23 protein-coding genes are annotated in these 25,629 nt (G+C 65.5%); 4 read left to right on the top strand and 19 right to left on the bottom strand.

What is annotated here, in order from left to right; genetic code table 11:
* Positions 1-531: 531 nt before the first annotated feature.
* The 4 genes from phnE (DRB17_RS07395) to phnD all read right to left on the bottom strand — a co-directional run bounded on the left by phnE (DRB17_RS07395) (position 532) and on the right by phnD (position 3,998).
* The gene (phnE, locus tag DRB17_RS07395) at positions 532-1,338 is read right to left on the bottom strand and encodes a phosphonate ABC transporter, permease protein PhnE (RefSeq protein WP_114581565.1); all 807 of its coding nucleotides are present in this window, start codon (positions 1,336-1,338) and stop codon (positions 532-534) included.
* Positions 1,332-2,126: a phosphonate ABC transporter, permease protein PhnE gene (gene phnE, locus DRB17_RS07390; RefSeq protein ID WP_241503769.1), complete on the bottom strand. Its 795-nt coding sequence runs from the start codon at positions 2,124-2,126 to the stop codon at positions 1,332-1,334. Before phnE (DRB17_RS07390) ends, phnE (DRB17_RS07395) begins: the two co-directional genes overlap by 7 nt.
* Positions 2,127-2,128: 2 nt before the next feature.
* Entirely contained in the window at positions 2,129-2,929 is an 801-nt protein-coding gene (gene phnC, locus DRB17_RS07385) for a phosphonate ABC transporter ATP-binding protein (protein ID WP_114581563.1), read from the bottom strand.
* An 85-nt stretch (positions 2,930-3,014) separates the two neighbouring features.
* Entirely contained in the window at positions 3,015-3,998 is a 984-nt protein-coding gene (gene phnD, locus DRB17_RS07380) for a phosphate/phosphite/phosphonate ABC transporter substrate-binding protein (RefSeq protein ID WP_114581562.1), read from the bottom strand.
* Positions 3,999-4,186: 188 nt separating this feature from the next.
* Here phnD and DRB17_RS07375 point away from each other — a divergent pair, with 188 nt between their 5' ends.
* From DRB17_RS07375 to hutH, 3 genes are all read left to right on the top strand, one after another.
* Complete coding sequence (locus DRB17_RS07375) at positions 4,187-5,008, top strand: DeoR/GlpR family DNA-binding transcription regulator (protein ID WP_114581561.1); 822 nt, start codon at positions 4,187-4,189, stop codon at positions 5,006-5,008.
* On the top strand, positions 5,005-5,826 hold the full coding sequence (locus DRB17_RS07370) for an HAD-IIB family hydrolase (protein WP_114581560.1): 822 nt from the start codon (positions 5,005-5,007) through the stop codon (positions 5,824-5,826). Before DRB17_RS07375 ends, DRB17_RS07370 begins: the two co-directional genes overlap by 4 nt.
* Positions 5,827-5,918: 92 nt before the next feature.
* On the top strand, positions 5,919-7,466 hold the full coding sequence (gene hutH / locus DRB17_RS07365; protein WP_114581559.1) for a histidine ammonia-lyase: 1,548 nt from the start codon (positions 5,919-5,921) through the stop codon (positions 7,464-7,466).
* 78 nt (positions 7,467-7,544) lie between these two features.
* Here hutH and DRB17_RS07360 read toward each other — a convergent pair whose 3' ends face one another.
* The 10 genes from DRB17_RS07360 to DRB17_RS07315 form a co-directional block, all read right to left on the bottom strand.
* On the bottom strand, positions 7,545-8,693 hold the full coding sequence (locus DRB17_RS07360) for an acyl-CoA dehydrogenase family protein (RefSeq protein ID WP_114581558.1): 1,149 nt from the start codon (positions 8,691-8,693) through the stop codon (positions 7,545-7,547).
* 51 nt (positions 8,694-8,744) lie between these two features.
* Positions 8,745-9,446, bottom strand: a complete 702-nt coding sequence (locus DRB17_RS07355) for an SDR family oxidoreductase (RefSeq protein ID WP_114581557.1) — start codon at positions 9,444-9,446, stop codon at positions 8,745-8,747.
* A gap of 265 nt (positions 9,447-9,711) precedes the next feature.
* Entirely contained in the window at positions 9,712-10,926 is a 1,215-nt protein-coding gene (locus DRB17_RS07350) for an ABC transporter permease (protein WP_114581556.1), read from the bottom strand.
* Entirely contained in the window at positions 10,926-11,663 is a 738-nt protein-coding gene (locus DRB17_RS07345; RefSeq protein ID WP_114581555.1) for an ABC transporter ATP-binding protein, read from the bottom strand. Before DRB17_RS07345 ends, DRB17_RS07350 begins: the two co-directional genes overlap by 1 nt.
* A 12-nt stretch (positions 11,664-11,675) precedes the next feature.
* On the bottom strand, positions 11,676-12,959 hold the full coding sequence (locus DRB17_RS07340) for an efflux RND transporter periplasmic adaptor subunit (RefSeq protein WP_114581554.1): 1,284 nt from the start codon (positions 12,957-12,959) through the stop codon (positions 11,676-11,678).
* Between the two features lie 119 nt (positions 12,960-13,078).
* Positions 13,079-14,251: an isovaleryl-CoA dehydrogenase gene (locus DRB17_RS07335; protein ID WP_114581553.1), complete on the bottom strand. Its 1,173-nt coding sequence runs from the start codon at positions 14,249-14,251 to the stop codon at positions 13,079-13,081.
* A gap of 119 nt (positions 14,252-14,370) precedes the next feature.
* Positions 14,371-15,408, bottom strand: a complete 1,038-nt coding sequence (locus tag DRB17_RS07330; protein ID WP_114581552.1) for a proline racemase family protein — start codon at positions 15,406-15,408, stop codon at positions 14,371-14,373.
* Positions 15,409-15,435: 27 nt separating this feature from the next.
* On the bottom strand, positions 15,436-15,900 hold the full coding sequence (locus tag DRB17_RS07325) for a PaaI family thioesterase (RefSeq protein ID WP_114581551.1): 465 nt from the start codon (positions 15,898-15,900) through the stop codon (positions 15,436-15,438).
* A 92-nt stretch (positions 15,901-15,992) separates the two neighbouring features.
* The gene (mgtE, locus tag DRB17_RS07320; protein ID WP_114581550.1) at positions 15,993-17,393 is read right to left on the bottom strand and encodes a magnesium transporter; all 1,401 of its coding nucleotides are present in this window, start codon (positions 17,391-17,393) and stop codon (positions 15,993-15,995) included.
* Positions 17,394-17,400: 7 nt separating this feature from the next.
* Entirely contained in the window at positions 17,401-19,695 is a 2,295-nt protein-coding gene (locus tag DRB17_RS07315) for an NADP-dependent malic enzyme (RefSeq protein ID WP_114581549.1), read from the bottom strand.
* 251 nt (positions 19,696-19,946) lie between these two features.
* Between DRB17_RS07315 and lipB the strand changes: the two genes are divergently transcribed.
* A complete protein-coding gene (lipB, locus tag DRB17_RS07310; protein ID WP_114581548.1) occupies positions 19,947-20,615 on the top strand; it encodes a lipoyl(octanoyl) transferase LipB in 669 nt (222 codons plus the stop codon).
* Between the two features lie 64 nt (positions 20,616-20,679).
* Here the strand turns inward: lipB and DRB17_RS07305 are convergent, their stop codons facing one another.
* The 5 genes from DRB17_RS07305 to gluQRS all read right to left on the bottom strand — a co-directional run bounded on the left by DRB17_RS07305 (position 20,680) and on the right by gluQRS (position 25,576).
* Entirely contained in the window at positions 20,680-21,270 is a 591-nt protein-coding gene (locus DRB17_RS07305; protein ID WP_114581547.1) for an exopolysaccharide biosynthesis protein, read from the bottom strand.
* Between the two features lie 444 nt (positions 21,271-21,714).
* Positions 21,715-22,059, bottom strand: coding sequence for a hypothetical protein (locus DRB17_RS07300; protein ID WP_114581546.1), 345 nt, complete (start codon positions 22,057-22,059; stop codon positions 21,715-21,717).
* A 394-nt stretch (positions 22,060-22,453) separates the two neighbouring features.
* Positions 22,454-22,621: a hypothetical protein gene (locus tag DRB17_RS20190; RefSeq protein WP_161958735.1), complete on the bottom strand. Its 168-nt coding sequence runs from the start codon at positions 22,619-22,621 to the stop codon at positions 22,454-22,456.
* A 165-nt stretch (positions 22,622-22,786) separates the two neighbouring features.
* Complete coding sequence (locus DRB17_RS07295) at positions 22,787-24,256, bottom strand: catalase (RefSeq protein ID WP_114581545.1); 1,470 nt, start codon at positions 24,254-24,256, stop codon at positions 22,787-22,789.
* Between the two features lie 462 nt (positions 24,257-24,718).
* Positions 24,719-25,576 (bottom strand): tRNA glutamyl-Q(34) synthetase GluQRS, encoded by an 858-nt coding sequence (gene gluQRS / locus DRB17_RS07290; RefSeq protein ID WP_114581544.1) that lies wholly within the window; start codon positions 25,574-25,576, stop codon positions 24,719-24,721.
* Positions 25,577-25,629 lie beyond the last annotated feature (53 nt).

Raw genomic sequence — 25,629 nt, 5'->3', positions numbered from 1 at the left:
CAGCGCGAACGCCGATGAGTAAAGCGCACGTCCCCATCCTTGCCAACGTCGCCGCCGACCAGTCGACAAGCCGTCCGCTCCCCACCTGCAACCGACGCACCGGCCGCCCCCACGCGACAAGTCGATGCGTCCAAAATACCAACGCGCCCCACCCACACCGGAAACGCGCGGCCCTACTCATATCGACGGAACGATCCGCCTGCTGGAATACCCCGCCGATCTGTCCCCGCCGAGGTAGAATTTTGTCATACCATACCATGCGGGACGGGCTGGCGAGACTCACCTAAAAGGATTAGACGACAGTCGGGAGAGATGGCTGGACGCGGACCATGGCCAACTAATAACAAGCGAAAACAACCGGAATCTCTCAAAAGGCGGGTAGCATCGTTCCCCGTTCGATTGGGGTGGGACGATAAGCCGCACGCTGCGTCGATGGTTTTCGGCGAAGGTAACGAAAGCGCCGAAGCTTCGACTTGAAAACAACGGCCGGTTGCTCTTGCCGGGTGAACCGGTCAGGAACACCGACGCAGCCTAGATCACCTTCCGGCGCAGCCAGCCGGAAACCGCCTCGCCAAGAAGCACCATGGCGATGATGGCCAGCAGTATGGTCGCGACCGTCTGCCAGGCGAAGGTGTCGATGGCGGACTGAAGCAGCAAGCCGATGCCGCCCGCGCCGACCAGCCCCAGAACGGTGGACTCACGCAGGTTGATGTCCCAGCGCAGAATGCTGACGGCGAAGAAGTTGGGAACCACCTGCGGAACGATGCCGTAAAGGATCACCTTCGCACGCGAGCCCCCGGTCGCCTGGATCGCCTCGACGGGACGGCGGTCGATCTCCTCGATCGCCTCGCCCATCAGCTTTCCAAGGAAGCCGATGGAACGGAAGGCGATGGCCAGAATGCCGGCCAGCACGCCGGGGCCGAAGATCGCTACGAACAGCAAGGCCCAGATCAGGGTATTCACCGAGCGGCTGCTCACCAGTATGACCCGCGCCAGCCAGAGGGTTGCCCGGTTCGGCGTCGTGTTCTGCGCGGCAATCAGCGCCACCGGCATCGCCAGGATGATCGCGAGGATCGTGGCGATCACCGCGATGTTCAGCGTATCCAGCAGCGCCTCGACGATGGAGCGCGACGAGGAGAAGTCTGGCGGAACCATGCGGGCGAAGAGGTCGGCGATCTGCCAGGGCGCATCCACCACCCACGGCCAGAAGATATCGACCGTCCTCAGCGACCAGACGACGGCCGCCGCCACCGTAAGCTGGAGAAGGAGCCGCCGGACCGTCTGTGCCGGACTGCGTCGGCGCCAAACCCGATGCGATGTCGCCTCAGCGTCTACCATAGATGCTTCCGTATCCGCCCGCTGATGCCCTCGGCCACCAGGATTGCCGCCACGATCACGATGAGGATGGCAAACGCGAAGTCGTAGTCGTACCGCCCGAACGCGTTCATCAGCGTGGAGCCAATGCCGCCGGCGCCCACGATTCCCACCACCGCCGAGGCGCGCAGATTGCTGTCCAACTGATAGATACCAAGCCCGATTTGCCGCGGCATGATCTGGGGGAACACCGCGAAGAACAGTACCTTGAAATACCCGGCACCGGCCGCGCGAACGGCCTCCACCTGGCCCCAGTCGATCTCCTCGATACGCTCGGCCAAAAGCTTCCCGACGAAGCCGATGGAATAGACCGTCAGCGTCAGGATTCCCGCAAGCGGCCCGAAGCCCACCGCCTTCACGAACAGGATGGCGACAATGACCGGGTGGAAGCTGCGCGCGACGATCACGATCGCCCGGCCCAGCAGATAAACCGGCATGATCGCCATGTTCCGCGCCGCCATGAACGCGATCATTACGCTGAGCGACACGCCCAGCGCCGTGGCGATGATTGCGATCTTCAGGGATTCCAGGAATCCCTCGATCAGAAGTTCGCCGCGCGCGAAGCTGGGTGGGAAAGCGCCGCCGAAGATGCGCGCGGCCCTCGGAAAGCCCTCCATGATCCGCTGCCAGTCGAAGGGCAGCGTGGAGAGGGCCCAGACGAAATAGACGACTGCTCCGATAATAAGCGCGTAGCGCAACCACGGGTTCTCAATGAACGGAGGCTTGCGCCAGCGGCGCGATTGCGTCGCCATGCTCATTGGGCCGCCGCGCGCACCGCGCCTTCCGCGTGTTCCTTCGCCGCTTCGCGCTCGTCGGCGGGCGCGCCGGCGTAGATCTCGTCCTGCGCCGCGCGGGTCAATTCGCCCGGCTTGCCGTCGAATACGATGCGGCCATGGCGCATGCCGACGATCCGCTCGGTGAACTCGCAAGCCTCGTGGACGTTGTGGATGTTGATCAGCACCGGCAGCGACAGCTCGTCGGAGAGGTTGCGCAGCAGCGCCATCACCTGTTCCGAGGTTTTCGGATCGAGAGACGCCGTCGGCTCGTCCGCCAGCAGGATTTCCGGGCGCTGCATCAAAGCGCGAACGACGCCGACACGCTGACGCTCGCCGCCGGAGAGTTCGTCCGCCCGCTTGTTGGCGTAGTGCGCGATGCCGGCGCGTTCCATCAGATAGAATGCATGGTCGATATCGTCCTGCGGGAATCGCCGGGTCAAAGCCCGCCAGAAATTCACGTAGCCGAGGCGGCCGGAGAGCACGTTCTCCATCACCGTCAAGCGGTCGACGAGATTGAAGCCCTGAAAAATCATGCCGATACGACGGCGCGCGTGGCGCAGTTCCCGGCCCCTGAGCCCGGTCAGCTCGGTGTCGTTGAGCTGGATGGAGCCGGATGTCGGCTCCACCAGCCGGTTGATGCAACGCAGCAGCGTGCTCTTGCCGGCCCCGGAGGCGCCGATGATCGCCACCATCGACCGTTCGGAGACGCCCAGGTCCAGTTCCTTGAGAACCGGCTGATCGCCGCCGTATCGCTTTGTCAGCTTGGAAATCCGAAGCATGTCGCCCCTTCAAGTGTGGTGATGGGACCGCGGCGGCGTGCCACGGTCCCGATTATATCAGATCACCACAAGCGGCCCGCCCTGGTTATTTCAGGTTCTCGGCGGTGTACTTGACGCCATTGGCCTTCTGAATGTCGCGGATGACTTCCCAGTCCTCCTTGTAGGAGATCGGGATGAACTTATCGACGCCGGTAAACTCCTCGCCCAGGGCCGTACCAGCCAGCTGGAACGACAGGAACGCCTCCTCGATCTTCTTCTTGAGGTCCGGGTCCAGATTGTGGGCGTAGGCGTAGGACGTCGTCGGGAACGGCTTCGATTCAAAGATGATCTTCACCTCCGACGGATCGTAGAGGTCGCGATCCGCCATGCGCTCCACCACCTCGGAAGCGACCGGCGCGGCGTCATAGTCGCCGGCGACCACGCCCAGCATCGACTGGTCGTGCGAGCCGGAGTAGACAACCTCGTAATCCTCGCCAGGCACGATGCCATGCTTGGGGAACAACGCACGCGGCGCCTGGTTGCCGGAGTTCGAGGTCGGCGAGGTGTGGGCGATGCGCTTGCCCTTCAAGTCCTCGAAGCTGTCGATGCCACTATCCTTGCGGGTGTAAAGCTGCAGGGTATAGCCGAAACGGCCATCCTCGGAGCCCATGATCGCGAAGGGTACCGCGCCCGCGAGATTGACGGCGAACGGCGTCGGGCCGGTCGAGAAGCCGGCGATATGCAGCCGGCCGCTGCGCATCGCCTCGACCTCCGCCGAGTTCGACTGTACCGCGAAGAAGCGCACGTCCTTTCCGGTCACCTCGGACAGGTGATCGATGAACGGCTGCCAGATGTCTTCATAGATCGCCGGATCCTCAACCGGTGTATAGGCGAACACCAGCGTATCCGGGTTTGCCAGCTTCTCGGGATCGCTCGGGGCGTCGGCCACGAGATCACCGTTCTCATCGCAATAGAGTGCGTCGAGCTGGCCGCGGTTGGAGCATTCCTCGGCATGCGCACTTGTCGCCGCAAATAGCGCGGCGGCGGCAAACCCGAGAAAGCGTAACGGCCCAAGCTTGGTCCAGTTCATGCCGTCCCTCCCCTGATCTTTATGACCACGGCTCGCTAACAACCATGCCGTGGATACGACGGAAATGTTACGGTGGGGGCGTGGAGTATCGCAACCCGTAAAAGGCCTTTTTGTGTATTTTTCCAAAAATCTGCTTGCGATTCAGGGAGGCTTCGCAGCAGCATTCGGATGTCAGGGGGAGGTTTTCAGTGGCACGGTTGAGCAAGGCGCAGCGGCAATCGCGGATCGTCCAGGAATTGCGGACGACGTCGCATCTGCGAATAGCCGACCTCGCGGAGCACTTCGAGGTGTCGACGGAAACCATCCGGCGCGATCTGGAGGAACTGAGCCAGGAGGGCCTCGTCAGCCGCGCGTATGGAGGCGCGCTTTCCCGCAGGGCCATGGCCGTCCAGCCCGCATTCGGCGAGCGCGAGCAGGCCAGCGTCAACGAGCGCTGGCGGATCGGCGAACTTGTGGCTTCGCTTGTCGCGCCGGGCGAGGTGCTGATGGTTGATTCGGGCGCCACAACCACGCAGTTCGCGCGCAGCCTTGCGGCACAGCAGAAGGCATCGACGGTGCTCACTAACAGCCTTTCGATCGCCCTCGCCCTGGGGGAAAGCGAGGGCGCGCGCGTGATCCTGTGCCCCGGCGACTTCAGCCCGGGGGAAAACGGCGTCTATGGGCCCGATACGCTGGACTTCCTGCGTCGCTTCCGCGCGAACAAGGCGATCCTTGGCGCGAGCGCCATCGACGTCGACGGCGTCATGGACGTCAATTCCGCCGCCGCATGGGTCAAGCGGACCATGATGGAAAAGGCGGACGAGACGCTCCTGCTTGTGGATTCCTCCAAGTTCGGACAGCGCCGCCTGGAAATCGTCAGCCCTCTGAACGCAGTCGATGCCCTGATCACGGACGCCGAACCGGGGCCGGAATTGATGAAGGCCCTGACGGATTCCGGAACACGCGTCCTTGTCGCCGACCCCGATGCCATTGCCGCGACGGCTCCCGAACCGCGAAATCTCAGGCAATGAAGCCGATCGCATCCCTGACGGCCGCCGCTTGCTCCAATCTGCGTCTGTTGCTGAGCGACATTGACGACACGCTTACCACGGACGGGCGCCTCACCGCCGAGGCCTACACGGCGCTCGAAGCCCTCCGGAACGCGGGGATGCGCGTCGTCCCGGTCACCGGGCGTCCCGGCGGCTGGTGCGATCACATAGCCCGGATGTGGCCGGTCGACGCGGTGGTCGGCGAAAATGGCGCGTTCTATTTCTGGTACGACGCTCAAGCCCGCCGCCTGCGGCGTCGCTTCGTCCAGGACGAGGCGACGCGAACGCGCAACCGCGAAGCCCTCGAACGCCTGCAAAACCGGGTTCTCGATGCCGTACCCGGCGCGGCGATCGCTTCGGACCAGCGTTACCGCGAAAACGATCTCGCAATCGACGTGTGCGAGGACGTGCAGCCCCTGGACCGGGCGTCCGTTGCACGGATCGTCGAAATCTGCCGAGACGCCGGCGCGAATGCCAAGGTCAGTTCCATCCACGTCAATGCGTGGTTCGGCGACTACGACAAGCTCACGACGACGCGGCTGATGACGGAGAATCTTTTCGGTCTCGATATCGGAAGCGACAATGCTTCCGCCCTGTTCATCGGCGATTCACCGAACGACGCCCCGATGTTCCGGGCATTCGGCAATTCCGTCGGCGTCGCGAACGTCCGCGATTTCGCGGACCGGATTGACGACCTGCCGACTTACGTCACACAGCGGACAGCCGGCGCCGGTTTCGCGGAAGCCGCCCGGCTCATCGTCGAGAAACGCGGAAAACAGGTGGCCCGGGCGCGCGTTTGACACGTTCAAAAGCGCATAGCCGACCCTCGTCGCCGAACGGCGTCCGTGCTAAACCGGCATACATAGGACGACGAACCCTGGGGGATTTCGCCATGAGCGACGCGCCGCGGCGGCTGGTGCCTGGAGAGATCGGGCTCGGTGACCTGCGCGCGATGTGGCGCGATCCGGGCCTTGGGATTACCTTGGACGATTCCGCGTGGCCACGCGTGGACGCGGCGGCGGAGACCGTGGAAAAGCTGGTCCGCGAGGGCGCCACGCTCTACGGCATCACCACCGGCTTCGGCAAGCTGGCGAAGACGCGCATCGGCGCCGACAGTGTTGCGCAATTGCAGACCAACCTCGTCCGCTCCCACTGCGTCGGGGTGGGCGATCCGCTGCCGGCGCGGGTCGTGCGTCTCGTCCTGGTTCTGAAGGTCGCCTCGTTGGCACGCGGTCACTCCGGCATCCGGCGCGACACGCTCGCCGCGCTGTTGCGGCTGATCGATGCGGGGGCGGTTCCCATAATACCGGCCAAGGGGTCTGTCGGCGCGTCCGGCGATCTGGCGCCGCTGGCCCATCTCGCCGCCGTGTTGATCGGCGAGGGCGAGGTCGAGCTTGCGGGCGAACGTCTCGACGGGGCGACGGCGCTCGCCCGGATCGGCCTGTCGCCGGTCACGCTGCAGGCAAAAGAGGGATTGGCGCTGCTGAACGGCAGCCAGGTCTCCACCGCCCTGGCGCTCGACGGCCTGTTCCAGGCGCTGGACGCCGCCGCGGCAGCGCTGGCCGCCGGCGGGTTGAGCACGGACGCCTGCCTTGGCACGCCCGTCGCCTACGACCCACGTATTCAGGCCCTTCGAGGCCACCCCGGCCAGATCAAGGCGGCGGAAGTACTGACCCGTTTGCTGGCGGGCAGCGAGATTCGCGACAGCCACCTTGCCTGCGACCGGGTGCAAGACCCCTACTCGCTGCGCTGCCAACCGCAGGTGATGGGCGCGGTCCTCGACCAGCTCGACCACGCCGCGGCCGTGCTGCTGCGCGAGGCGAACGCCGTGTCCGACAACCCGCTTGTCTTTCCCGACACCGGCGAGGTGCTATCCGGCGGCAATTTCCACGCCGAGCCCGTGGCCCTTGCCGCCGACGCCATCGCCTCGGCGATGTCCGAGATTGCCGCCCTGTCCGAGCGGCGCACCGCACTTCTCATCGACTCCAACTTCTCCGCGCTGCCGGCTTTCCTGGTCGCCGAGCCGGGGCTGAACTCCGGCTTCATGATGGCGCAGGTCACCGCCGCCGCGCTGGCCAGCGAATTGAAGCAGCGCGCGGCGCCGGCGGCTACGGACTCGCTGCCGACCAGCGGCAACCAGGAAGACCATGTTTCCATGGCGACCCACGCCGCGCGCCGCCTGGGCGAAATGGCGCCCGACCTGCGCGCCGTTGTCGCTATCGAGCTGCTGGCCGCCGCCCAGGGCATCGACTTCCGCGACCCGCTGCGCACCGGCGACGCGCTGCGTCACGCCCAGGCCGCAGTCCGTGCGCGCTCGGCCTTCCTGCGGCAGGACCGTTCCCTTGCCCCCGACATCGCCGCGGTCGCCGAATTGATTGCGGACGGCTGGTTTTTCGAGGAATTGCTGGGTCCGGAAGAGCGGCCACTGATCGCCGAGTAACCTTTTACCCGTGTCGCCGGTCCGGCCGCCTTTTCGAGTTGTCTCGCCGAAAGGCGCTCTACCGCGACGCGCCGAACGCTACGCGCCAGCGTCCCCCTTCATGAGTTCCCGGGCGATGATCAGCCGCTGAATGTCGCTGGTCCCTTCATAGATCTGGCAGACCCGGACATCGCGGTAGATGCGCTCCACGGCATAGTCCGCCAGATACCCGTATCCGCCATGGATCTGAACGGCGGCGGAGCACACCCGCTCGGCCATCTCGGACGCCTGGAGCTTGGCCATGGCGGCCTGTTTCAGGCATGGCTCCCCGGCGTCGCGCAGCCGCGCGGCCTCCAGCACCATGAGCCGCGCCGATTCGATCTCCGTCGCCATGTCGGCCAGGCGGAAGGCGACGGCCTGGTGCTCCATCAGCGGCTTGCCGAACGACTGCCGCTCCCGCGCGTAACGCAGCGCTTCCGTATAGGCGGCGCGGGCCATGCCGACGCTTTGCGCGGCGATGCCGATGCGCCCGCCTTCCAGGTTGGAAAGCGCGATACGATAGCCTTCGCCCTCCCCGCCCAGCATCAGGTCGGGTGTAACCTTGCAGTCCTCGAACACGATCTGGCAGGTGTCGGACGCCTTCTGCCCCATCTTGTTCTCGGTGCTGGCCACGGTGTAGCCGGGCGTTCCGGTCGGCACGACGAAGGCCGAGATTCCCCGCTTGCCCTGCGCCGGATCCGTCACGGCGAAGACGATGGCAAGGTCGGCGTTGCGGCCGGAGGTGATGAACTGCTTGGTGCCGTTGAGAACCCAGCGGTTGCCGCGCCGCTCGGCGCGAGTGCAGATCGCGGCGGCGTCGGAGCCCGCCTGCGGCTCGGTCAGGCAGAACGCGCCCAGCATCTCCCCGCGCGCCAGCGGCTTCAAAAACCGCTCCTTCTGGGCGTCGCTGCCGAACTTCAGGATCGGCATGCAGGCGACCGAATTGTGCACCGACATGATGGTGGAGCAGCTTCCGTCGCCCGCCGCCACCTCGATCAAGGCCAGTGCGTAGGCGACATGGTCCGTACCCGCGCCGTCCCATTCCGGCGGCACCAGCATGCCCATGAAGCCAAGCTCGCCCATCTCCCGCACGGCCTCCGCCGGAAACCGGGCGTCACGATCCCATTCGGCGGCATTCGGCCATAGCCGCTCGCGCGCGAACTGCGCGGCGGTGTCGCGGATCAGGCGCTGATCCTCACTCAGATGCATGAACGGCCTCGAAGTCGGCGGGCGGCGGAAAGCGCCGCTTGAAGGTGAAGGCTACCACGGGAGCGAGGTGCCGTCATAACTGTAGAAGCCGCCGCAATCCTCCTCGCCAAGGCCGTCGATCACGCCAAGCAGGCCGGCCACGCTGTCGCGCGCACTCGTCGGCGCGTCCTTCCCGCCCATATCGGTGCTGACCCAACCTGGATTCAGCGCGGCCACAACGATGCCACGCTCCTTAAGGTCGATGGAAAGGCACTTGGTCACCATGTTGAGCGCCGCCTTCGACGAGCGGTAGATGTGGGCGCCACTTCGTTCATTTTCCGCGATGGAGCCCAGGCGGCTGGAGATGTTGACCAGCTTCGGCCACTCGGCGCGGGCCAGGTGCGGGGCGAACGTCTCGGCCACGTGCATCGGCGCCAGCGTATTGACGTTGAACACCTGCAACCAGTCCTCGTAGGCGATCTTTCCGAAGCCACCGCGAGGCCCGAAGATGCCAGCGTTATTGATCAGCAGATCGATGGACTCGTCGGCCAGTTCGCGCCCCAGCGCCGCAAGCTGCAAACCGTTGGTCACGTCCAGCCGATGGCGCAGCACCTCGCCCGCCGCGTCCTCCGTCTCCGCCGCCAGCGCCTTCAGCGCACGCGCCCTGTCGGGCAGCCGGCAGCACGCGTGCACCCGCCAGCCGCGCTCACGGAGCTGGCGCGTGAACTCGTACCCCAGGCCGCGGTTGGCACCGGTTATCAGCGCGGTCGGCACAGTCGCTCTCCCACTTGGTTGGCAGGGATCCCGGCGCTATCGCCGGGTGCCCACAGCGCGCGGACACTAGCGCGACGCGACCCTGTATCCTAGAGGCCTTGCGACGGTTGGCATTCGAAATACGACATCAATACAGGCACATGACGATGAAACACGAAAATACTTCTGCAACACATCTTCGCTTCGCCAGGTTTCCCGGAAGCATTTACAAAAGGCCGCAAGCCTCTGTTTTTTGGAATTAATCGCCCAAGTTCGTGGCCTTTGCCTACTCATGACGCAGCGCCTCGATCGGGTCGAGCCGCGCCGCCCGTCTTGCCGGCACGAAGCCGAAGATCACGCCCACCGCCGCCGAGAACACGAACGCGATCACCACGATGGCCGGGTCGAATACAAAGGGAATGTCGAGCAATTCGACCGCGGCACCTGCTAGCCCGAGGCCCAGGACGATGCCGACGGTTCCGCCAAAGAGAGACAGCACCACGGCCTCGACCAGGAACTGCAGGAGCACCTGGCGCTCCAGCGCGCCGACGGCGAGGCGGATGCCGATCTCGCGCGTCCGCTCGGTCACGGAGACCAGCATGATGTTCATGATCCCGATGCCGCCGACCAGCAGACTGACCGCCGCCACCGCGCCCAAAAGGCCGGTCATCACGCTGGTGGTTCCGGCCATCATGGTGATCACCTGCTTCATGTCGCGGACATAGAAGTCATCATCCTCGCCCGGCGAGATGTGCCGGCGCTCGCGCAGCAGCCGCTCTATATCGGCCTGCACCTTGGCCGTATCGGCTGTGTCGGCGGCCGAGACCATAATCGTGGCGATATCGGTGTCCCCGGCAATGCGGCGGTGGAACGCCCGCAGTGGCAGCAGCACCGTGTCGTCCTGATCGGTGCCGAAGCTGGTTTCGCCTTTCGCTTCCAAGAGGCCGATCACCTCGCACGGAATCTTTCGCAGGCGGATACGCTCGCCAATCGGATCGCGCCGGCCGAAAAGTTCCTGACGCACGGTTGCGCCGATAATGCACACCGCGCGTCCGGCCCGCAGTTCGCTGTCCAGGAACCGCCGGCCCGCCACCAGGTTCCAGTCCTGCACCGCAAGAAAGGCGTTGTCCGTGCCGGTGACCCGCGTATTCCAGTTCTCGTTGCCGAAGACCGCGGTCACCGCGCGGGAGGCGACCGGCGCGACGGCGCGCACCTCGTAAAGCTGTTGCCGCAGCGCCTGGAGATCCCGTTCCTTGAAGGGATCCGCCTCGGCGCCGGCCGCGCCGGGCCCGCGCATCGCGGACTGGCCTGGGCGGACGATCAGGAGGTTGCTGCCAAGCTTTTGCAGGTCGGAGGTGACGCGTTCCGTCGTGCCGTGCCCGATGGTCACCATCGCGATGACCGCCCCCACGCCAATGACGATTCCCAGAACTGTCAGGAACGAGCGCAGCGCATTCCGCCGGATCGCTTGCAGGGCCAGTCTGATGGCGCGCCACAACATCACGCGGCATCCCTGTTGCGGACGTCGGAGGCAATCCGGCCGTCCAAAAAGCTGACGATGCGCGGCGCGTAGGTAGCAATGTCGCGCTCGTGCGTGACCATGATGACGGTGATCCCCTGGTCGCGGTTCAGGCTGGTCACCAGCTTCATGATCTCCCGGCTGGTGCCGGTGTCCAGGTTGCCGGTGGGCTCGTCCGCCAGCAGCACGTCGGGCGCGGTGACGATGGCGCGGGCGATCGCCACGCGCTGCTGCTGGCCGCCGGAAAGCTCCGCCGGCGTATGTGCTTCGCGCCCGGAAAGGCCGACGCGTCCGAGTGCGTCCGCCGCCCTGCGCCGCCTCTCGCGCGCCGGCATGCCGCGATAAACCAGGGGCAGTTCGACATTCTCCAGGGCCGTGGTCCGGGCCAGCAGGTTGAACCCCTGGAATACGAAGCCGATGAAGTGGCGGCGCAGCAGGGCGCGCTGGTTGCGCGCCAGGTTGCCGACATCGACCCCCTGGAACAGATAGCGGCCGGCCGTCAGCGTATCCAGGCAGCCCAGCACGTTCATCGCCGTGGACTTGCCTGAACCGGACGGCCCCATGATGGCGACGAATTCGCCCGCCTGGATCGCGAAGTCGATGCCGTCCAGCGCGCGCACCGAGGCCGCGCCGCCGCCATAGACCTTGACGGCCCGTTGCAGCTCGATCAGCGCGGCCTTGCCGTCTGCACGTTGCGGATACTGGCGGGCTGCCTGCATGGCAACAAAACCTCAATCCCGCGCGGCGGTGACATCGACGATCACGCGCTGCCCCGCCGCGATATCGCTTTCGGCGATAACCGTGTTCGCACCGTCGCTTGGCCCGACCTCCACGGTTACCGGCGCGGGCGCCCCATCCTTCAGGATCCACAGCGTGCGCCGGCCGTTGGCGGCGACATTTTCGCTGGGCGCCCGGAACTGCGGCGGGCGGGGCAGCAGGATTTCCAGGAAACCGTCATCACCCCCGTTGTCCTCGGTCGCGGGCGGGGTGAACCGCAGGGCAGCGTTGGGGACAAGCAACGCGTCCGTCACGTCCCGCACGACGATATCGGCCACGGCCGTCATGCCCGGACGCAACGACAGGTCCGAATTGTCGATGCTGAGAACCGCCGTGTATGTCACCACACCTTCAACGGTTTCGGGCGCATAGCGGACTTCGGAAATGCGCGCCGGGAAGGTCCGGTCGGGGTAGGCGTCCACGGTGAAGGTGGCTTGCTGCCCCTCCCGCACCTGGCCGACATCGGCCTCGTCCACATCCACCTGAAGCTCCATCCGCCGCAGATCGTCGGCCAGGGTGAACAGAACCGGCGCCTGTAGCGACGTGGCCACGTACTGGCCCGGATCGACGTTGCGATCCAGCACCACGCCGTCGATGGGCGAGCAAATGCAGGCCTTTGCCAGGTTCGTCTCGTCGACGTTCAGGTCGGCGCGCGCCACCTCGACGTCGGCTTGGGCGCTTGCAAGCCCCGCCTTCGCGCGCTCGTGCGCCGCCCTCGCGGCGTCCAGGGTCTGCTGCGAGGCGAAGTCCTTGGCGGCCAGTTGGCGCATGCGCTCGAAATCGGCGGCCTTCTCGGCCACAGTGGCGCGCGCCTCATCCACCGCGGCCTCTCGCGCCATCAGCGTGGCGCGCGCATGGCGGACCTGGGCCTCCAGCTTGTCGGTGTCCAGCCGGGCGAGGCGCTGGCCCTTCTCCACGCGGTCATTGTAGTCGACCAGCACTTCCTCGATCATGCCGGAAAGTTCGCTGGAGATCTCGACCTCGTCCGTGGGCTCGATGGTCCCGGTGGCGGTCACGGTGACCGTCAGGCTGCCGCGCGTCACCGCCTGGGTGATATAGCGCCGCTCGCCGTCGGGTCCCGCCGCAACGTAGGTTAGATAAGCCGTGGCGCCGCCCCCCAGCACGAGCAGGGCAAGCGCCAGCGGCCAGGCCGGCAGCAGCCGTCTCCACCCCCGGCGTTTCGCGCCGACGATGGCTTCGAGATCCGGCTTGTCGTCCTGATTGTCCGCGTCACTCATGGTTCGCCGCGCTCGATCACTATCGGATGCGGTATCGCAGGCGTCCCGGGGCCGCGGCCATGACGCGGATCAAGCGGCGCGATGAAGCTTGCGCGAAATCGGCGCCAGTGCAGGAAGTGCTATGCCGTTTCCTCGAACAGCTCCCGGCCGATCAGCCAGCGGCGAATCTCGCTGGTTCCCGCGCCGATCTCGTACAGCTTGGCGTCGCGCAGCAGCCGGCCCGTCGGCGTCTCGTTGATGTAGCCCATGCCACCCAGCGTCTGGATCGCCTCCAGCGCCATCCACGTCGCCGTCTCGGCCGCCAGCAGGATGGCGCCCGCCGCGTCCTTGCGGGCCGTGCGCCCGGCGTCGCAGGCGCGGGCGACGGCGTAGACATAGGCCTTGGCGGCGTTCATTCGCGTGTACATGTCGGCCAGCTTGCCCTGCATGAGCTGGAACTCGCCAATGGCTTGGCCAAACTGTTTACGCTCGTGAAGATAGGGTACGACGAGGTCCATGCACGCCTGCATGATGCCTAGCGGCCCGGCGGCCAGCACCGCGCGCTCGTAGTCAAGGCCGCTCATCAGCACGCGCACACCCTTGTTCTCCTGGCCAAGCACGTTCTCCGCCGGCACCTCAACGTTGTCGAACACAAGCTCGCACGTCGGGGAACCGCGCATGCCCAGCTTGTCCAGCTTCTGCGCGATGGAAAAACCCTTGAATCCGTTCTCGACAATGAAAGCGGTGATGCCGCGCGGACCAGCGTCCGGATCGGTCTTGGCATAAACCACCAGCGTCTCCGCCTCCGAGGCGTTGGTGATCCACATCTTGGAGCCGTTCAAGACGTAGCGGTCGCCCTTCTTCTCGGCGCGCAGGCGCATGCCGACCACGTCGGACCCCGCTCCAGGCTCGCTCATCGCCAGCGCGCCCACGTGCTCGCCAGAGATCAACTTGGGCAGGTAACGCCGCTTCTGTTCCTCGGTGCCATTACGGCGAATCTGGTTGACGCAGAGGTTGGAATGCGCGCCGTAGCTGAGCCCGATGGACGCGGAGGCGCGACTGACCTCCTCCATCGCAACGCAATGCTCCAGATAGCCCATGCCGGCGCCGCCGTACTCTTCCTCCACGGTGATGCCGTGCAGGCCCAGGTCGCCCAGCTTCGGCCACAGTTCGCGCGGAAAGGTGTCGTTGCGGTCGATTTCGGCGGCGAGCGGCGCGATCCGGTCGGCCGCGAAGGTCGAAACCGTGTCGCGCAGCATATCGGCCGTATCGCCGAGGCCGAAATCGAGGGATGGCAACTGATTGGCTGGCATGGGGGACCTCTCCGGATTCTTGGCCGACCTTTGACGCCCCAGTATTACGTCACCAAACGGCGGGCGTCATCCATCACGGTTCCAGAACACCGTTCCTGCTTGTCATTCCGCCGGCAATCCTAGTCCCCGAGTATCGCCGACAGTCCAGCGTCCTCGATCAGCGGATCCGCGAGATCCACGACGATCTCGCTGCGCGCGAGCGTCCAGGCGCGGCCGGTGATGGCGGTGAGGACGGCGGGGTGGTTGCCGACGCTGGTATCGCCCAGTAGTTCGCCGGTGAAAGTGCCGCCGAATGGCGAGACCGTGCGAAGCCTTGCGCCCGCTTCCATGACGCCGTCCGCCGCCAGCAGGGCAAGCTGGGCCGAGGTGCCGGTACCCGTCGGGCTTCGGCGGATCACGTCGGGACGCACATAGACCGCCGCGTCGCGCTGGTACACGCCGTCCTCGCCAGGCTCCAGCCGTCCCGTCAGAAGCACGAACGACAGCGGCCCGGCTTGTCCGTGGACAGTGTGCGGAACGCCGGCAGCGGGGCGAGCCGCCTGCAGAAAGCGGCGCGCGAATTCCTTCAGAGCCGGCACTGATTCGCGGTCGAGCGCCAAGCCCAGGGCGGCGGCATCGACGACCGCATAGAGCACACCGCTCCAGACAAGGTCGAACACGACGCTGCCGTGCTCCGCCACGTCCGCGCGGCAAGCCATGCGAGCGACATATGCAGGCCCCGCTTCATAGGTGACGCCGACGGCCCGGCCCGAGCAAGCCTGCACAGTGACGCGGGTGGTGCCCACAGGCGCCTCCAACTCGAACTCGTTGGCGCCGTCCGCGGGCCCACCGTTACCCGCTTCTGCAAGTGCCGTGGCGGTGCAGATGGTGTTGGAGCCGGAGAAGCCGGGATAGCCCATCGTCTCCATAATGATATGCCCCGCCCGCGCGCGGGGGTCACGCGGCGGGACGATCAGGTTGGCGGACATTTCCGGCCTGCCGTGCGGTTCCGACAGCAAAAGGCGCCGCAGCCCGTCGGCCCTGTACTCCAGAAACCGTGCAGCCTCCAACAGGCTATCGCCGGGAAGCGTGCGGATGCCGGACGTCACGACGCGGCTGACGTCCCCCGCGGCGTGCAAGTCGATGACCGATAGGCTTGCACGCCGGGCCCGCGCCATCCCTGTCTCCTCTGCCCCGCAAGCGTCCTAGCCGGCCTCGGCGATATCACTGCGATGGCCAAGCCGTGCCAGCGTCTGCAGGCCCTTGGCGATGAGCTTGCGGCTACCGTCGGCCTGCTCGGCATGAACCTCGATATCGCAGGTCGTGAGCGTCCGTCCCGGCTTGATGACGCGCCCTTCCGCGATCACGCGCGTACCGGACGCGGGTGCCAGCAGGTTGATCTTGAACTCCGCCGTCAGCACCGAGGCATCCGCCGGGAACAGCGTGAAGGCCGCGTAGCCGCCCGCACTGTCGGCGATGGTCGAGGTGGCACCGGCGTGAAAGAAGCCGTGCTGCTGGGTCAAATCCTCGCGGAACGGCAAGGCGATAGCCGTATACCCAGGCGCGACATCGGTCATCTCGGCGCCGATCAGATGCATGATCTTCTGGCGGTCGAAGGACGCGCGGGTGCGGGCCTCGAAGTCGGGATTGGCGGGTTGGAATTCCGTCATGCTGTCACCCACGAAACGTAACGCGAGTTCAAGACCTACACCAAATCGAGATCCCCGCAAGAGGGTATATCGACAACGGCGTTATTCAGATCTTACAGGATGAACAACGCCGCCAGGCCCAGGAACGCAAAAAAGCCCACAACATCGGTGATCGTCGTCAGGAAGACGCCCGAGGCGACCGCCGGGTCGATGTTGAGACGATCCAGCGTCAACGGCACCAGCGTGCCGGCGAGACCCGCCACGATCATATTGATGATCATCGCCAACCCGATGATGACACCGATGTCCGGACGACCGAACCACAGCCACGCCACAATCCCTGTGAGGACCGCGAAGATCATCCCATTAAAGCAGCCGACCGTCAGTTCCTTGACGATGAACCGCATGGCGTTGGCGGTGGACAGGTCTTTCATCGCCAGCGCGCGCACGGCCACCGTCAGCGTCTGTGTGCCGGCGTTGCCGCCCATCGAGGCGACGATCGGCATCAGCACGGCCAGCGCAACCACCTCCGCCAACGTCGCCTCGAACAGCCCGATCACGATGGACGCCAGCACCGCCGTGCCCAGGTTCACGACGAGCCAGGTTCCCCGGCTCTTCGTGGTTTCCAGGACGCGGCCGTAAAGGTCGCTTTCGCCCACGCCGGCCAGCTTCATCAGGTCGTCCTCGGCCTCTTCGTCGATGACGTGGACGATATCGTCGACGGTGATCATGCCGATCACCCGTCCGGCATCGTCCACCACCGGCGCCGAGACAAGGCCGTACTGCCGGAACAGGTAGGCCACCTCCTCCTGGTCGGTCGAATAGGAGATCGTCTTGAGGTCGCTTTCCATGATCTCGCTGACCCGCTCCGGCCGGCGGGCGCGCAGGACACGGGACAGCGGGATGTAACCCTGCGGCTTGTGCTTGGGGTCGACCACGAAGAGGTCGTAGAAGTCGTTCGGCAGGTCGTGGGCCGAGCGCATGAAGTCGATGGTCTCGCCCACGGTCCAGGCGGCGGGAATCGCCACCACCTCGCGCTGCATCAGGCGGCCGGCGGACTCTTCGGGGAAGGCGATGCCTTCTTCCAGGACCAGCCGGTAGCCCTCGGGCAACTGCGTCAGGATGCGGCGCTGGAAGTCCTCGTCCAGGTCCTCGAAGATCTCGACGGCGTCGTCGGATTCCAGCGCCGACAGGACGGTCGCCAGGCCTTTCGGTCCGATGTGCTCGATCACCTCCTGGCGCACCGCCGGCACCAGATAGCTCAGAACCTCCGGCTCCATCGCCCCGCCGAGGGTATCGAGCAGCACCACCCGCTCGTCCGGCGCCAGGCTCTCGATCAGGTCGGCCAGGTCCGCCGCGTGCAGCGAGGCGGCAATCTCTTCCAGGCGGGCGATGTCCCCCTGTTCGAGCGCCTCCTCGGCCTGTTCGATCTGCTCGTTGCTCAGGCCGTATTCCTCGGCCGGAGGGGCGGCCTGCGGATCGATGGCCTCGTCTTCGGGCGGCGTGACGGTCATGCGCGCCTCACTTTCCGGGACGCGGGTGATTGGCGGCGGCGTGCTCCTGCGCATCGACGACGGCGACCGCGCTCATGTTCACCACGCCGCGCGCCGTCACCGAAGGCGTGAGGATGTGCGCGGGCTGACGGCTGCCCAGCAGCAGCGGTCCCACGGGCAAGCCCTCGCCGAGAATCTTGGCAAGGTTCATCGAGATATTGGCTGCGTCCAGCGTGGGCAACACCAGCAGGTTCGCGGCTCCTTTCAACCGCGAGTTCGGGAAGATGCGGCCGCGGATGTCCTCCGACAGCGCCGCGTCCGCGTGCATCTCGCCCTCGACCTCCAGATCCGGATGGTCGCGGTGCAGCAGGCGCACGGCCTCGCGCATCCTGTTCGCCGACGGGGAGTCGGCGTTGCCGAAGTTGGCGTGCGACAGCAGCGCGATCTTCGGCTCCATCCCGAAGGCGCGCACCGCCCCGGCCGCCTGCAGCGTCATTTCCACGATCTCCTCCGCCGAGGGGTCCTGGGTGACGTAGGTGTCGGTAAGGAAATACGTCCCCTGCGGCGTGATCAGCAGCGACAGCGCCGAGAGGTCGCGCACGCCGTCGGCCTTGCCGATCACGCTGGAAACGTGGCGCAGATGCCAGTGGTAGGTGCCCTCGACGCCGCACAGCATGGCGTCGGCATCGCCCAGGTAGAGCGCCAGCGCCGCGATCGCCGTGGTGTTGGTGCGCACGACGGTGCGCGCGCCGTCCGGCTGCACGCCCTGGCGCTCCATCAGGCTGTGATAGGTCTGCCAATAGGTATCGTAGCGCGGGTCGGATTGCGGATTGATGATCTCCACGTTCTCGCCGAGCCGCAGGCGCAAGCCCAGCCGCTCGATCCGGTTCTCCACCACGTCCGGGCGGCCGATCAGGATTGGCCGGGCGAGCCCCTCGTCGATCACCACCTGGGCGGCGCGCAGGATGCGCTCGTCCTCGCCTTCGGCATAGATCACGCGCTTCGGATCCTGGCGCGCCCGCTCGAACACCGGCTTCATCAACAGCCCGGAGCGGAACACGAACTCCGAGAGCTTCTGGTGATAGGCGTCGAAGTCCTCGATCGGCCGCGTCGCCACGCCGCTGTCCATCGCCGCCCTGGCCACCGCCGGCGCGAGGCGCAGCATCAGCCGCGGGTCGAAGGGACGCGGGATCAGATAATCCCGCCCGAAGCCGCGCGATTCGCCATAGGCCTTGGCCACCACCTCCGACGTCTCGGCGTGCGCGAGGTCCGCCAGCGCCTTCACGCAGGCGGTCTTCATCGCCTCGTTGATGTGCGTCGCGCCGACGTCCAGCGCCCCCCGGAAGATGAAGGGGAAACACAGGACGTTGTTGACCTGGTTGGGATAGTCGGAGCGCCCGGTCGCCAGGATGGCACCGGGCGCCACCTCGCGCGCCTCCTCCGGCATGATCTCGGGAATCGGATTGGCAAGCGCCAGGATGATCGGCGGATCGGCCATGCGCTTCACCATTTCCGGTTTCAGGACTCCGGGTGCGGAAAGGCCGAGAAAGATGTCGGCCCCCTCGATCACGTCGCCCAGCGTGCGTGCGTTCGTCTTCTGGGCGTACTTCGCCTTCCAGCGGTCCATTTCGGCCTCGCGGCCTTTGTAGACCACGCCGTGGATGTCGGTGACCCAGACGTTCTCCCGCTTCAGCCCCAAGGTCAGCAGCAGGTCCAGGCAAGCCAGCGCCGCCGCCCCGGCGCCGGAGCAGACCAGCTTCACCTCGGCGAATTTCTTGTCCAGCAGGCGCAGCGCGTTGAAGATTGCCGCCGAGACGATGATCGCGGTGCCATGCTGGTCGTCGTGGAACACCGGGATCGACATGCGCTCGCGCAGCGCCGCCTCCACCTCGAAGCATTCCGGTGCCTTGATGTCTTCCAGGTTGATTCCGCCGAAGGTCGGCTCAAGCGCAGCAATGATGTCGGTCAGCTTGTCGGGGTCGCTTTCCTGCAGCTCGATGTCGAAGACGTCGATGCCGGCGAACTTCTTGAACAGGACGCTCTTGCCCTCCATCACCGGCTTGGCGGCCAGCGGGCCGATGTTGCCGAGGCCCAGCACCGCCGAGCCGTTGGTGATCACCGCGACCAGGTTGCCGCGCGCGGTGACCGTTGCCGCCTCCTTCGGGTCGTCGACGATGGCCTCGCAGGCGGCTGCGACGCCGGGGGAATAGGCCAGCGCCAGGTCGCGCTGATTGCCCAGCGGCTTGATCGGCGCCACTTCGATTTTGCCCGGCCGCGGCAGACGGTGGTAAGCAAGCGCGGCCTCGCGCAGGTCCTCGGCCATGCGTCCCCTCCGTGTTCTGGTTATAAGACGACGGCGGCGGACAAACCGCGGGGTCGCGCACGATAAAGGCCCGCGCGCATAAACGGCGGGCCTGGGCTCTTGGGAGGGGCGCGTGACGGGCCTCTGCCACGGCGTAATGCGGAAAGGTGTGCGCGCCCGCGATCGCCATTGCCCTCCCGGCACTGTTTCGGGGCGTTGGCGATGCCCCGGGATTGTCCTATACCTTCCGTGTGGGAGATAGCAGATTGACCATGCATTCGCAAGTTGCCGCCCCGGCTAACCCCCGGCAAACCGCGCCTGTCGAGTGGTGGGTCAGCGATTGGCCGGTAGCCTATCCGGACGCGCTGGCCTACATGGAGTCGCGGGTCGCGGCGATTCGCGCCGGCGAGATGGCCGAAATGGTCTGGCTGCTGCAGCACCCGCCGCTTTACACGGCCGGCACAAGCGCGCGCGAAGCCGACCTCCTGACCCCCCAGCGCTTCCCTGTCTACAAGAGCGGTCGCGGCGGCCAGTACACATACCATGGTCCCGGCCAGCGCGTCGGCTACGTCATGCTGGACCTGAAGCAGCGCAACGCCGATGTCCGCCGCTTCGTCGAGGATCTTGAGGAATGGCTCATCCGCACCCTCTCGCGCTTCAACGTGCGTGGGGAGCGCCGGCAGGGCCGCGTGGGCATCTGGGTGCAGCGCGGCAACCGCGAGGACAAGATCGCCGCCATCGGCGTGCGCGTGCGCCGCTGGGTCACCTTCCACGGCGTCGCCCTCAACGTCGACCCCGACCTCGACCATTTCTCCGGCATCGTCCCCTGCGGCATCGCCGACCACGGCGTCACCTCGCTCAACGACCTCGGCGTGGCGGTGACGATGGAGGACGTGGACGTGGCGATGCGCGAGGCGTTCGCGGAGGTGTTCGGGGGTTAGGGGATAAAGTAGGCGGCGAACGAAAGCACAAAAACCGCGACGGCGGCGATGCGACCTGCCCACTTCACAGTAAGCGGCCTGCTTCCACCGCGCCCCATACGATAGCGGCCGTGATGGCGAGCGAAACCGCGGCAGCGCAGAGTGCAATCGTCAGCAGTGCGCCATCCTCCTCAAGGAATGCGAAAGCAATCAGCATGATCGTGAGGATGGGGATGACGTGACTGAACGGGATCGGGGCCAGCATGGTTCCGCCCAGGAGCAGTATCACAACGCCGACGACCCGCTTGGTTGTCTCGAACGGTATCGGCCAGCGGGGGCGCACCAGCCGCTCCATGCGCCTCATCGCCGGGATCACGCGGCCCAGAAGGCGTGCCAGCCTGTCGGACGAGACCCGGCGAGCCGCCACCCTCCTTGGTAGCACCGGCTGCATTCGGCCCGAAATCATCTGGATTGCCGGCACCGCAAGCAGCAGGCCAACGAACGTCGAGGCCCCCGGTACCAGCCCGACCAGCGCAACGATCAGGACCACGATGCCGAACGATCGCTCCTGAAGACTGCCCACCAGCCAGGCAAAAGTGGCCCCTTCGGGTGGTGCGTCCCGCACGATCCCCTCGAGAATGACGGACGTCGGAATGCGTTTTTCTACATCGACCAATCTTGTCCTCGAACACGTCTATTAGCGTTCGAACACCGTCTTGATATCTGAGGAACTATCTTCACTCAAACGCGGGCATGGTCGAAGCTGCGCGCGAGGCAGGGGCACCGCGCTCAGTCGGAACGACTGGACCCTCGGCCGTGGCTGCTTTTGGACGGGACGCTTCGGAGTGTCTCGCCGCTCTTCCAGGCCTGCGAATTCTTGCATGATCCGCAGATGCGCTCACCCGACCACGTGCTCTCGAAACGCGTCCGACAACGCAAACACTGGCGGGTCTTGGTGCGTTCCTCAGAAATCTGCGCAGTTGTTACTGTCATTCTTACCTGCTCAAGAGACTGGCCTGCTGAAGAGACTGAAGGCCGACCCCTGCGATACGATTTTGCGAGTATACGGCCCCCTTCCGCCGCAACGCTACGCGAAGAAGCGCGCGGCGGGGGCCATTAATTAGGCGGCTCGCAATAGGTCTTCGCAGCGATCGACGATGCCCCGGCTCAGGGACGTGTCCGAGGAAAGGTCCTTGGCGAATTTCTCGGCGAGCGCCTCACGCTCGTCGTTCCGCCAGCCGTCGAGCGCAGCAATCTCCTTGCCTTGGCTCTGCCAATGCGCGCGCGCGTTTCGGTCGCAAATCTGGCTGAAGGCCTCGATTCGCGCCTGCGTGACCTTCTCTTCCATGGTGCCGGTGCTAACCAGCATGTTGCCGGAGAAGCCCACTATCAAAGCCGCGACTGCACCGACCACACCGCCGATGACAAAGGGTTTCGCGGCCGAGATTCTGTCGGAAATGTTCATTATCGGATCCCTTGGCTGCTGCCTAAATGCCAGGTTTCAGTAATCCAAATCGTCATCTAGACGCCAAACCTGCCAATATAAAAACGCTAGATTTCCGTAAATGGTGATGCGACCACAAATTTACAATAAATATTTTCCCAGTTTAAATTTTACGGATTTCCGCCAAATATGATTGTTGAACACCGCCGGGACCACGAATTTTTTCCAGGATGGCGGGATGAAGCGATAAAGTCCCGAAACACGGCCTTGTCTGGCACGCCTCGCATTGGCGGCGGACGTCCATGGATTTTTGACACCCACTCTCCAGCCGCTACCCGCGCCATTTCCATCACCTTTTCCGCTGCATAGCCCTGCTCCCGCGGGCTGCGGACCGTGATGCCGTCCTTGGGTTAGGTCAGCCGTTCGCCGCGCTCATCGCGGCGAAGGCGGTGGGTGATGTCAGGTTGGTTGGGGGGCCAGGAAGAGCCTGGAGGGTGCGGTGAAGGTAGGTGATCTCGAACAGGTCTTCGCCACGCGTCAGTTCGCTCACACCCTGCACGGCGTCGTCCGCTACGATCACCAAGTGGTAGCTGATCGCGATTTTCTCGCAACCACCCAGCTCAGCCCAGACAGACGATACGAGCCGACAAGGAAATGAACCAGCCGCCTTCCCGGCCCTACGGTGCGCGAGAAGGCGGCTGCTGGTATGGCGCACGGTCCCGTTTTGCGGCGGGGACGCGTGCTCGGTCTATTCGGCCGCGGCGCGCGCCCGGTCGCGCACGCCCCGTTCGATGCGCTCGCCGATATCCTTGTCGATGTTGCGCCAGTACTCGAAGGCGCGTTCCAGAACCGGCTCGGAGACGCCGGCCGAAAGGTGGCCGGCGACGTTCGACACCAGGCGCTCTCGCGCCGGCTCGTCCATCACCTTGCGGATCAGGTCGCCGGCCTGGCTGAAGTCGTCATCGTCCTTGCGCGGCGTGTAGGCGTTGCGCACGAAGTCTCCGTTGGCGCTCCAGGTCGCGGACTCCGGATAGCTCTCGGGATCGGCCTTCGGACCGCCCTTCGAGTTGGGTGCGTAGACCGGGTCGGAGACGTTCTGCACTCGCATGACCCCGTCCTTGCTGTAGTTGTGGACAGGACACTTCGGTGCGTTGACCGGGATCTGCTTGTAATTGACGCCGATCCGGGCCCGGTGGGCATCCGCGTAGGAGAAGACACGGGCAAGCAGCATCTTGTCCGGGCTGAACCCGGTGCCGGGCACCTGGTTATTCGGCTCGAAGGCCGCCTGCTCGATCTCCGTGTGGTAGTCACTCGGATTACGGTCGAGCGTCAGCTTGCCGACCTCGATCAGCGGATAGTCCGCGTGCGGCCAGACCTTCGTCAGGTCGAACGGGTTGATCCGGTAGGTCTCGGCCTCCTCGAACGGCATGATCTGCATGTAGAGCGTCCAGCTCGGATAGTCGCCGCGCTCGATGGCGCTGTAGAGATCGCGCTGGTGGTAGTCGCCGTCGGTGCCGGCAAGGCGGTCCGCCTCCTCCTGCGTCAGGCACTTGATGCCCTGGTCGGTCTTAAAGTGATACTTCACCCAGAACTTCTTACCCTCGGCGTTGACCCACATGTAGGTATGGCTGGAGTAGCCGTTCATGTGGCGCCAAGTCGCCGGAATGCCGCGATCGCCCATCAGCCACGTGACTTGATGCGCGGACTCCGGCGACAGCGTCCAGAAGTCCCACTGCATGTCGTGGTCGCGCAGATTATTGTTCGCGCGGCGCTTCTGCGAGCGGATGAAATGCTGGAACTTCATCGGGTCGCGGATGAAGAACACCGGCGTGTTGTTCCCCACCATGTCGAAGTTGCCTTCGCTGGTGTAGAACTTGAGCGCGAAGCCGCGCGGATCGCGCCAGGTATCGGGGCTGCCGCGCTCGCCCGCCACGGTGGAGAAGCGCAGAAGCACGTCGGTCTTGGCGCCGGGTTGCAGGAACGCGGCCTTGGTATAGGCGCTGACGTCCTGCGTGACCTCGAAGTGGCCGAACGCACCGCCGCCCTTGGCGTGCGGCTGCCGCTCCGGAATGCGTTCCCGGTTGAAGTTGGCCATCTGCTCGATGAGGTAATGATCGTGCAGGACCACCGGCCCGTTCGGGCCTACCGTCAGCGAGTATTCGTCGCTGGAAACGGGGGCGCCTCCGTCGGTCGTGGTCGGCTTCGTCTTGTCACTCATGGCACCGCCTCCTCGTGATTCGTGTGAGCCCGCGGCCGGGTTCAAATTTGTTGGCGCATAGGCTTTCGTATTGAACGCGTGGAAGTGATTCGGCGTTCCTCTCCCGGCGCGTCAAAACGCATCGCGGGGAGCTTGTCGTGCGCGGTCTGTGAAGCCGGTTCGCGCGATACCCATGAAGGCGCTCCCTTCGGTTTGGGTCCGTGAAGGCGACCAAGCCGGGCCGCCGGCCCATGTCGCGCTTCGCGTGACCGTACCGCCGTCGCCGATGCTCCAGGCCCCTTCGTCAGATGGAAGTCGAGCGAAATCCGCTTGACGTTCCCTATGTTTCCCGACGACATGTCAGGTTATCGCTGTTTTTAGAATTATTATAAATATAAGCAGGGATGGTCAAGCGTCGTATCGTTGACGACGGCGTCACCGCAGGGTCGCGGCCCGGCGGCAAGCGGCAGCGCTTCACTCAGGTTATTTGCCGGCCGATGCCCGTGCCAACGCCAGCACCTCTACCGCCGAATAGCCCTGCTCCCGCAGGCTGCGGATCGTCGTGCCGTCCTTGCGTTTCGCCAGGCGCTCCCCCTGCTCGTCCCGGCAGAGGGGGTGGTGGTGCCAGATGGGCTCTGGAAGGCCGAGGAGGGCCTGGAGCATGCGGTGGAGGTGGGTCACCTCGAACAGGTCCTCACCGCGCGTCACCTCGGTGATACCCTGCGCGGCATCATCCACCACGACGGCAAGGTGATAGCTGGTCGCGATATCCTTGCGGGCCACCACGACGTCGCCCAGGCGGCCGGGATCCGCGGGCTGGCGTCCCTTGCGGCGGTCGGTCCAGGCGATATCGCCTGAAAGCCGGGCCGCGCGCGCACTGTCGAGGCGGATGGCATGGGCCTCGCCGGCCTCCAGCCGTTCGGCCCGCCGTGCCGGCAGCAGCTCCCGGCAAGTGCCGGGATAGAGGGCGGAGCCGTCCGCCGTCACCAGATGCGGCGCCCGGCCGGCGGCCTCGATCTCCCGGCGGATGTCCTTGCGCGTACAAAAACAGGGATAGACCGTTTCCATCGCCCCCAGCCGCGCCAGGGCGTCGGCATAGAGATCCATCCGCTGCGACTGCCGTACCACCGGACCGTCCCAGTCGAGGCCGAGCCAGTGCAGGTCGTCCAGGTTGCGCTCGACGAACTCCTCGCGGCAGCGGCTGGTGTCGATGTCCTCCATACGTACAAGAAACCGTCCGCCGGCCTGCCGCGCCGTGTTCCAGGCGACAAAGGCCGAATAGGCGTGACCCAGATGCAGGTCGCCGGTCGGGCTGGGCGCGAAGCGTGTAACGACGGGCATTGCAAGCGGAGCGGTCGGAATAGGACGCGATCCTGTGAACGGGTAAAGACTGA

It is taken from the genome of Ferruginivarius sediminum (assembly GCF_003344765.1).
In the GTDB taxonomy this organism is placed as follows: domain Bacteria; phylum Pseudomonadota; class Alphaproteobacteria; order Kiloniellales; family Rhodovibrionaceae; genus Ferruginivarius; species Ferruginivarius sediminum.
Note: the sequence above shows the minus strand (reverse complement) of the source record. Positions and strands in the feature narration are given on the sequence as shown.

Coding starts and splice junctions, on each gene's coding strand:
- phnE (WP_114581565.1), bottom strand. CDS start 1,338: ATGGTAGACGCTGAGGCGACATCGCATCGGGTTTGGCGCCGACGCAGT.
- phnE (WP_241503769.1), bottom strand. CDS start 2,126: ATGGCGACGCAATCGCGCCGCTGGCGCAAGCCTCCGTTCATTGAGAAC.
- phnC (WP_114581563.1), bottom strand. CDS start 2,929: ATGCTTCGGATTTCCAAGCTGACAAAGCGATACGGCGGCGATCAGCCG.
- phnD (WP_114581562.1), bottom strand. CDS start 3,998: ATGAACTGGACCAAGCTTGGGCCGTTACGCTTTCTCGGGTTTGCCGCC.
- DRB17_RS07370 (WP_114581560.1), top strand. CDS start 5,005: ATGAAGCCGATCGCATCCCTGACGGCCGCCGCTTGCTCCAATCTGCGT.
- hutH (WP_114581559.1), top strand. CDS start 5,919: ATGAGCGACGCGCCGCGGCGGCTGGTGCCTGGAGAGATCGGGCTCGGT.
- DRB17_RS07360 (WP_114581558.1), bottom strand. CDS start 8,693: ATGCATCTGAGTGAGGATCAGCGCCTGATCCGCGACACCGCCGCGCAG.
- DRB17_RS07350 (WP_114581556.1), bottom strand. CDS start 10,926: ATGTTGTGGCGCGCCATCAGACTGGCCCTGCAAGCGATCCGGCGGAAT.
- DRB17_RS07345 (WP_114581555.1), bottom strand. CDS start 11,663: ATGCAGGCAGCCCGCCAGTATCCGCAACGTGCAGACGGCAAGGCCGCG.
- DRB17_RS07340 (WP_114581554.1), bottom strand. CDS start 12,959: ATGAGTGACGCGGACAATCAGGACGACAAGCCGGATCTCGAAGCCATC.
- DRB17_RS07335 (WP_114581553.1), bottom strand. CDS start 14,251: ATGCCAGCCAATCAGTTGCCATCCCTCGATTTCGGCCTCGGCGATACG.
- DRB17_RS07330 (WP_114581552.1), bottom strand. CDS start 15,408: ATGGCGCGGGCCCGGCGTGCAAGCCTATCGGTCATCGACTTGCACGCC.
- DRB17_RS07325 (WP_114581551.1), bottom strand. CDS start 15,900: ATGACGGAATTCCAACCCGCCAATCCCGACTTCGAGGCCCGCACCCGC.
- mgtE (WP_114581550.1), bottom strand. CDS start 17,393: ATGACCGTCACGCCGCCCGAAGACGAGGCCATCGATCCGCAGGCCGCC.
- DRB17_RS07315 (WP_114581549.1), bottom strand. CDS start 19,695: ATGGCCGAGGACCTGCGCGAGGCCGCGCTTGCTTACCACCGTCTGCCG.
- lipB (WP_114581548.1), top strand. CDS start 19,947: ATGCATTCGCAAGTTGCCGCCCCGGCTAACCCCCGGCAAACCGCGCCT.
- DRB17_RS07300 (WP_114581546.1), bottom strand. CDS start 22,059: ATGAACATTTCCGACAGAATCTCGGCCGCGAAACCCTTTGTCATCGGC.
- DRB17_RS07295 (WP_114581545.1), bottom strand. CDS start 24,256: ATGAGTGACAAGACGAAGCCGACCACGACCGACGGAGGCGCCCCCGTT.
- gluQRS (WP_114581544.1), bottom strand. CDS start 25,576: ATGCCCGTCGTTACACGCTTCGCGCCCAGCCCGACCGGCGACCTGCAT.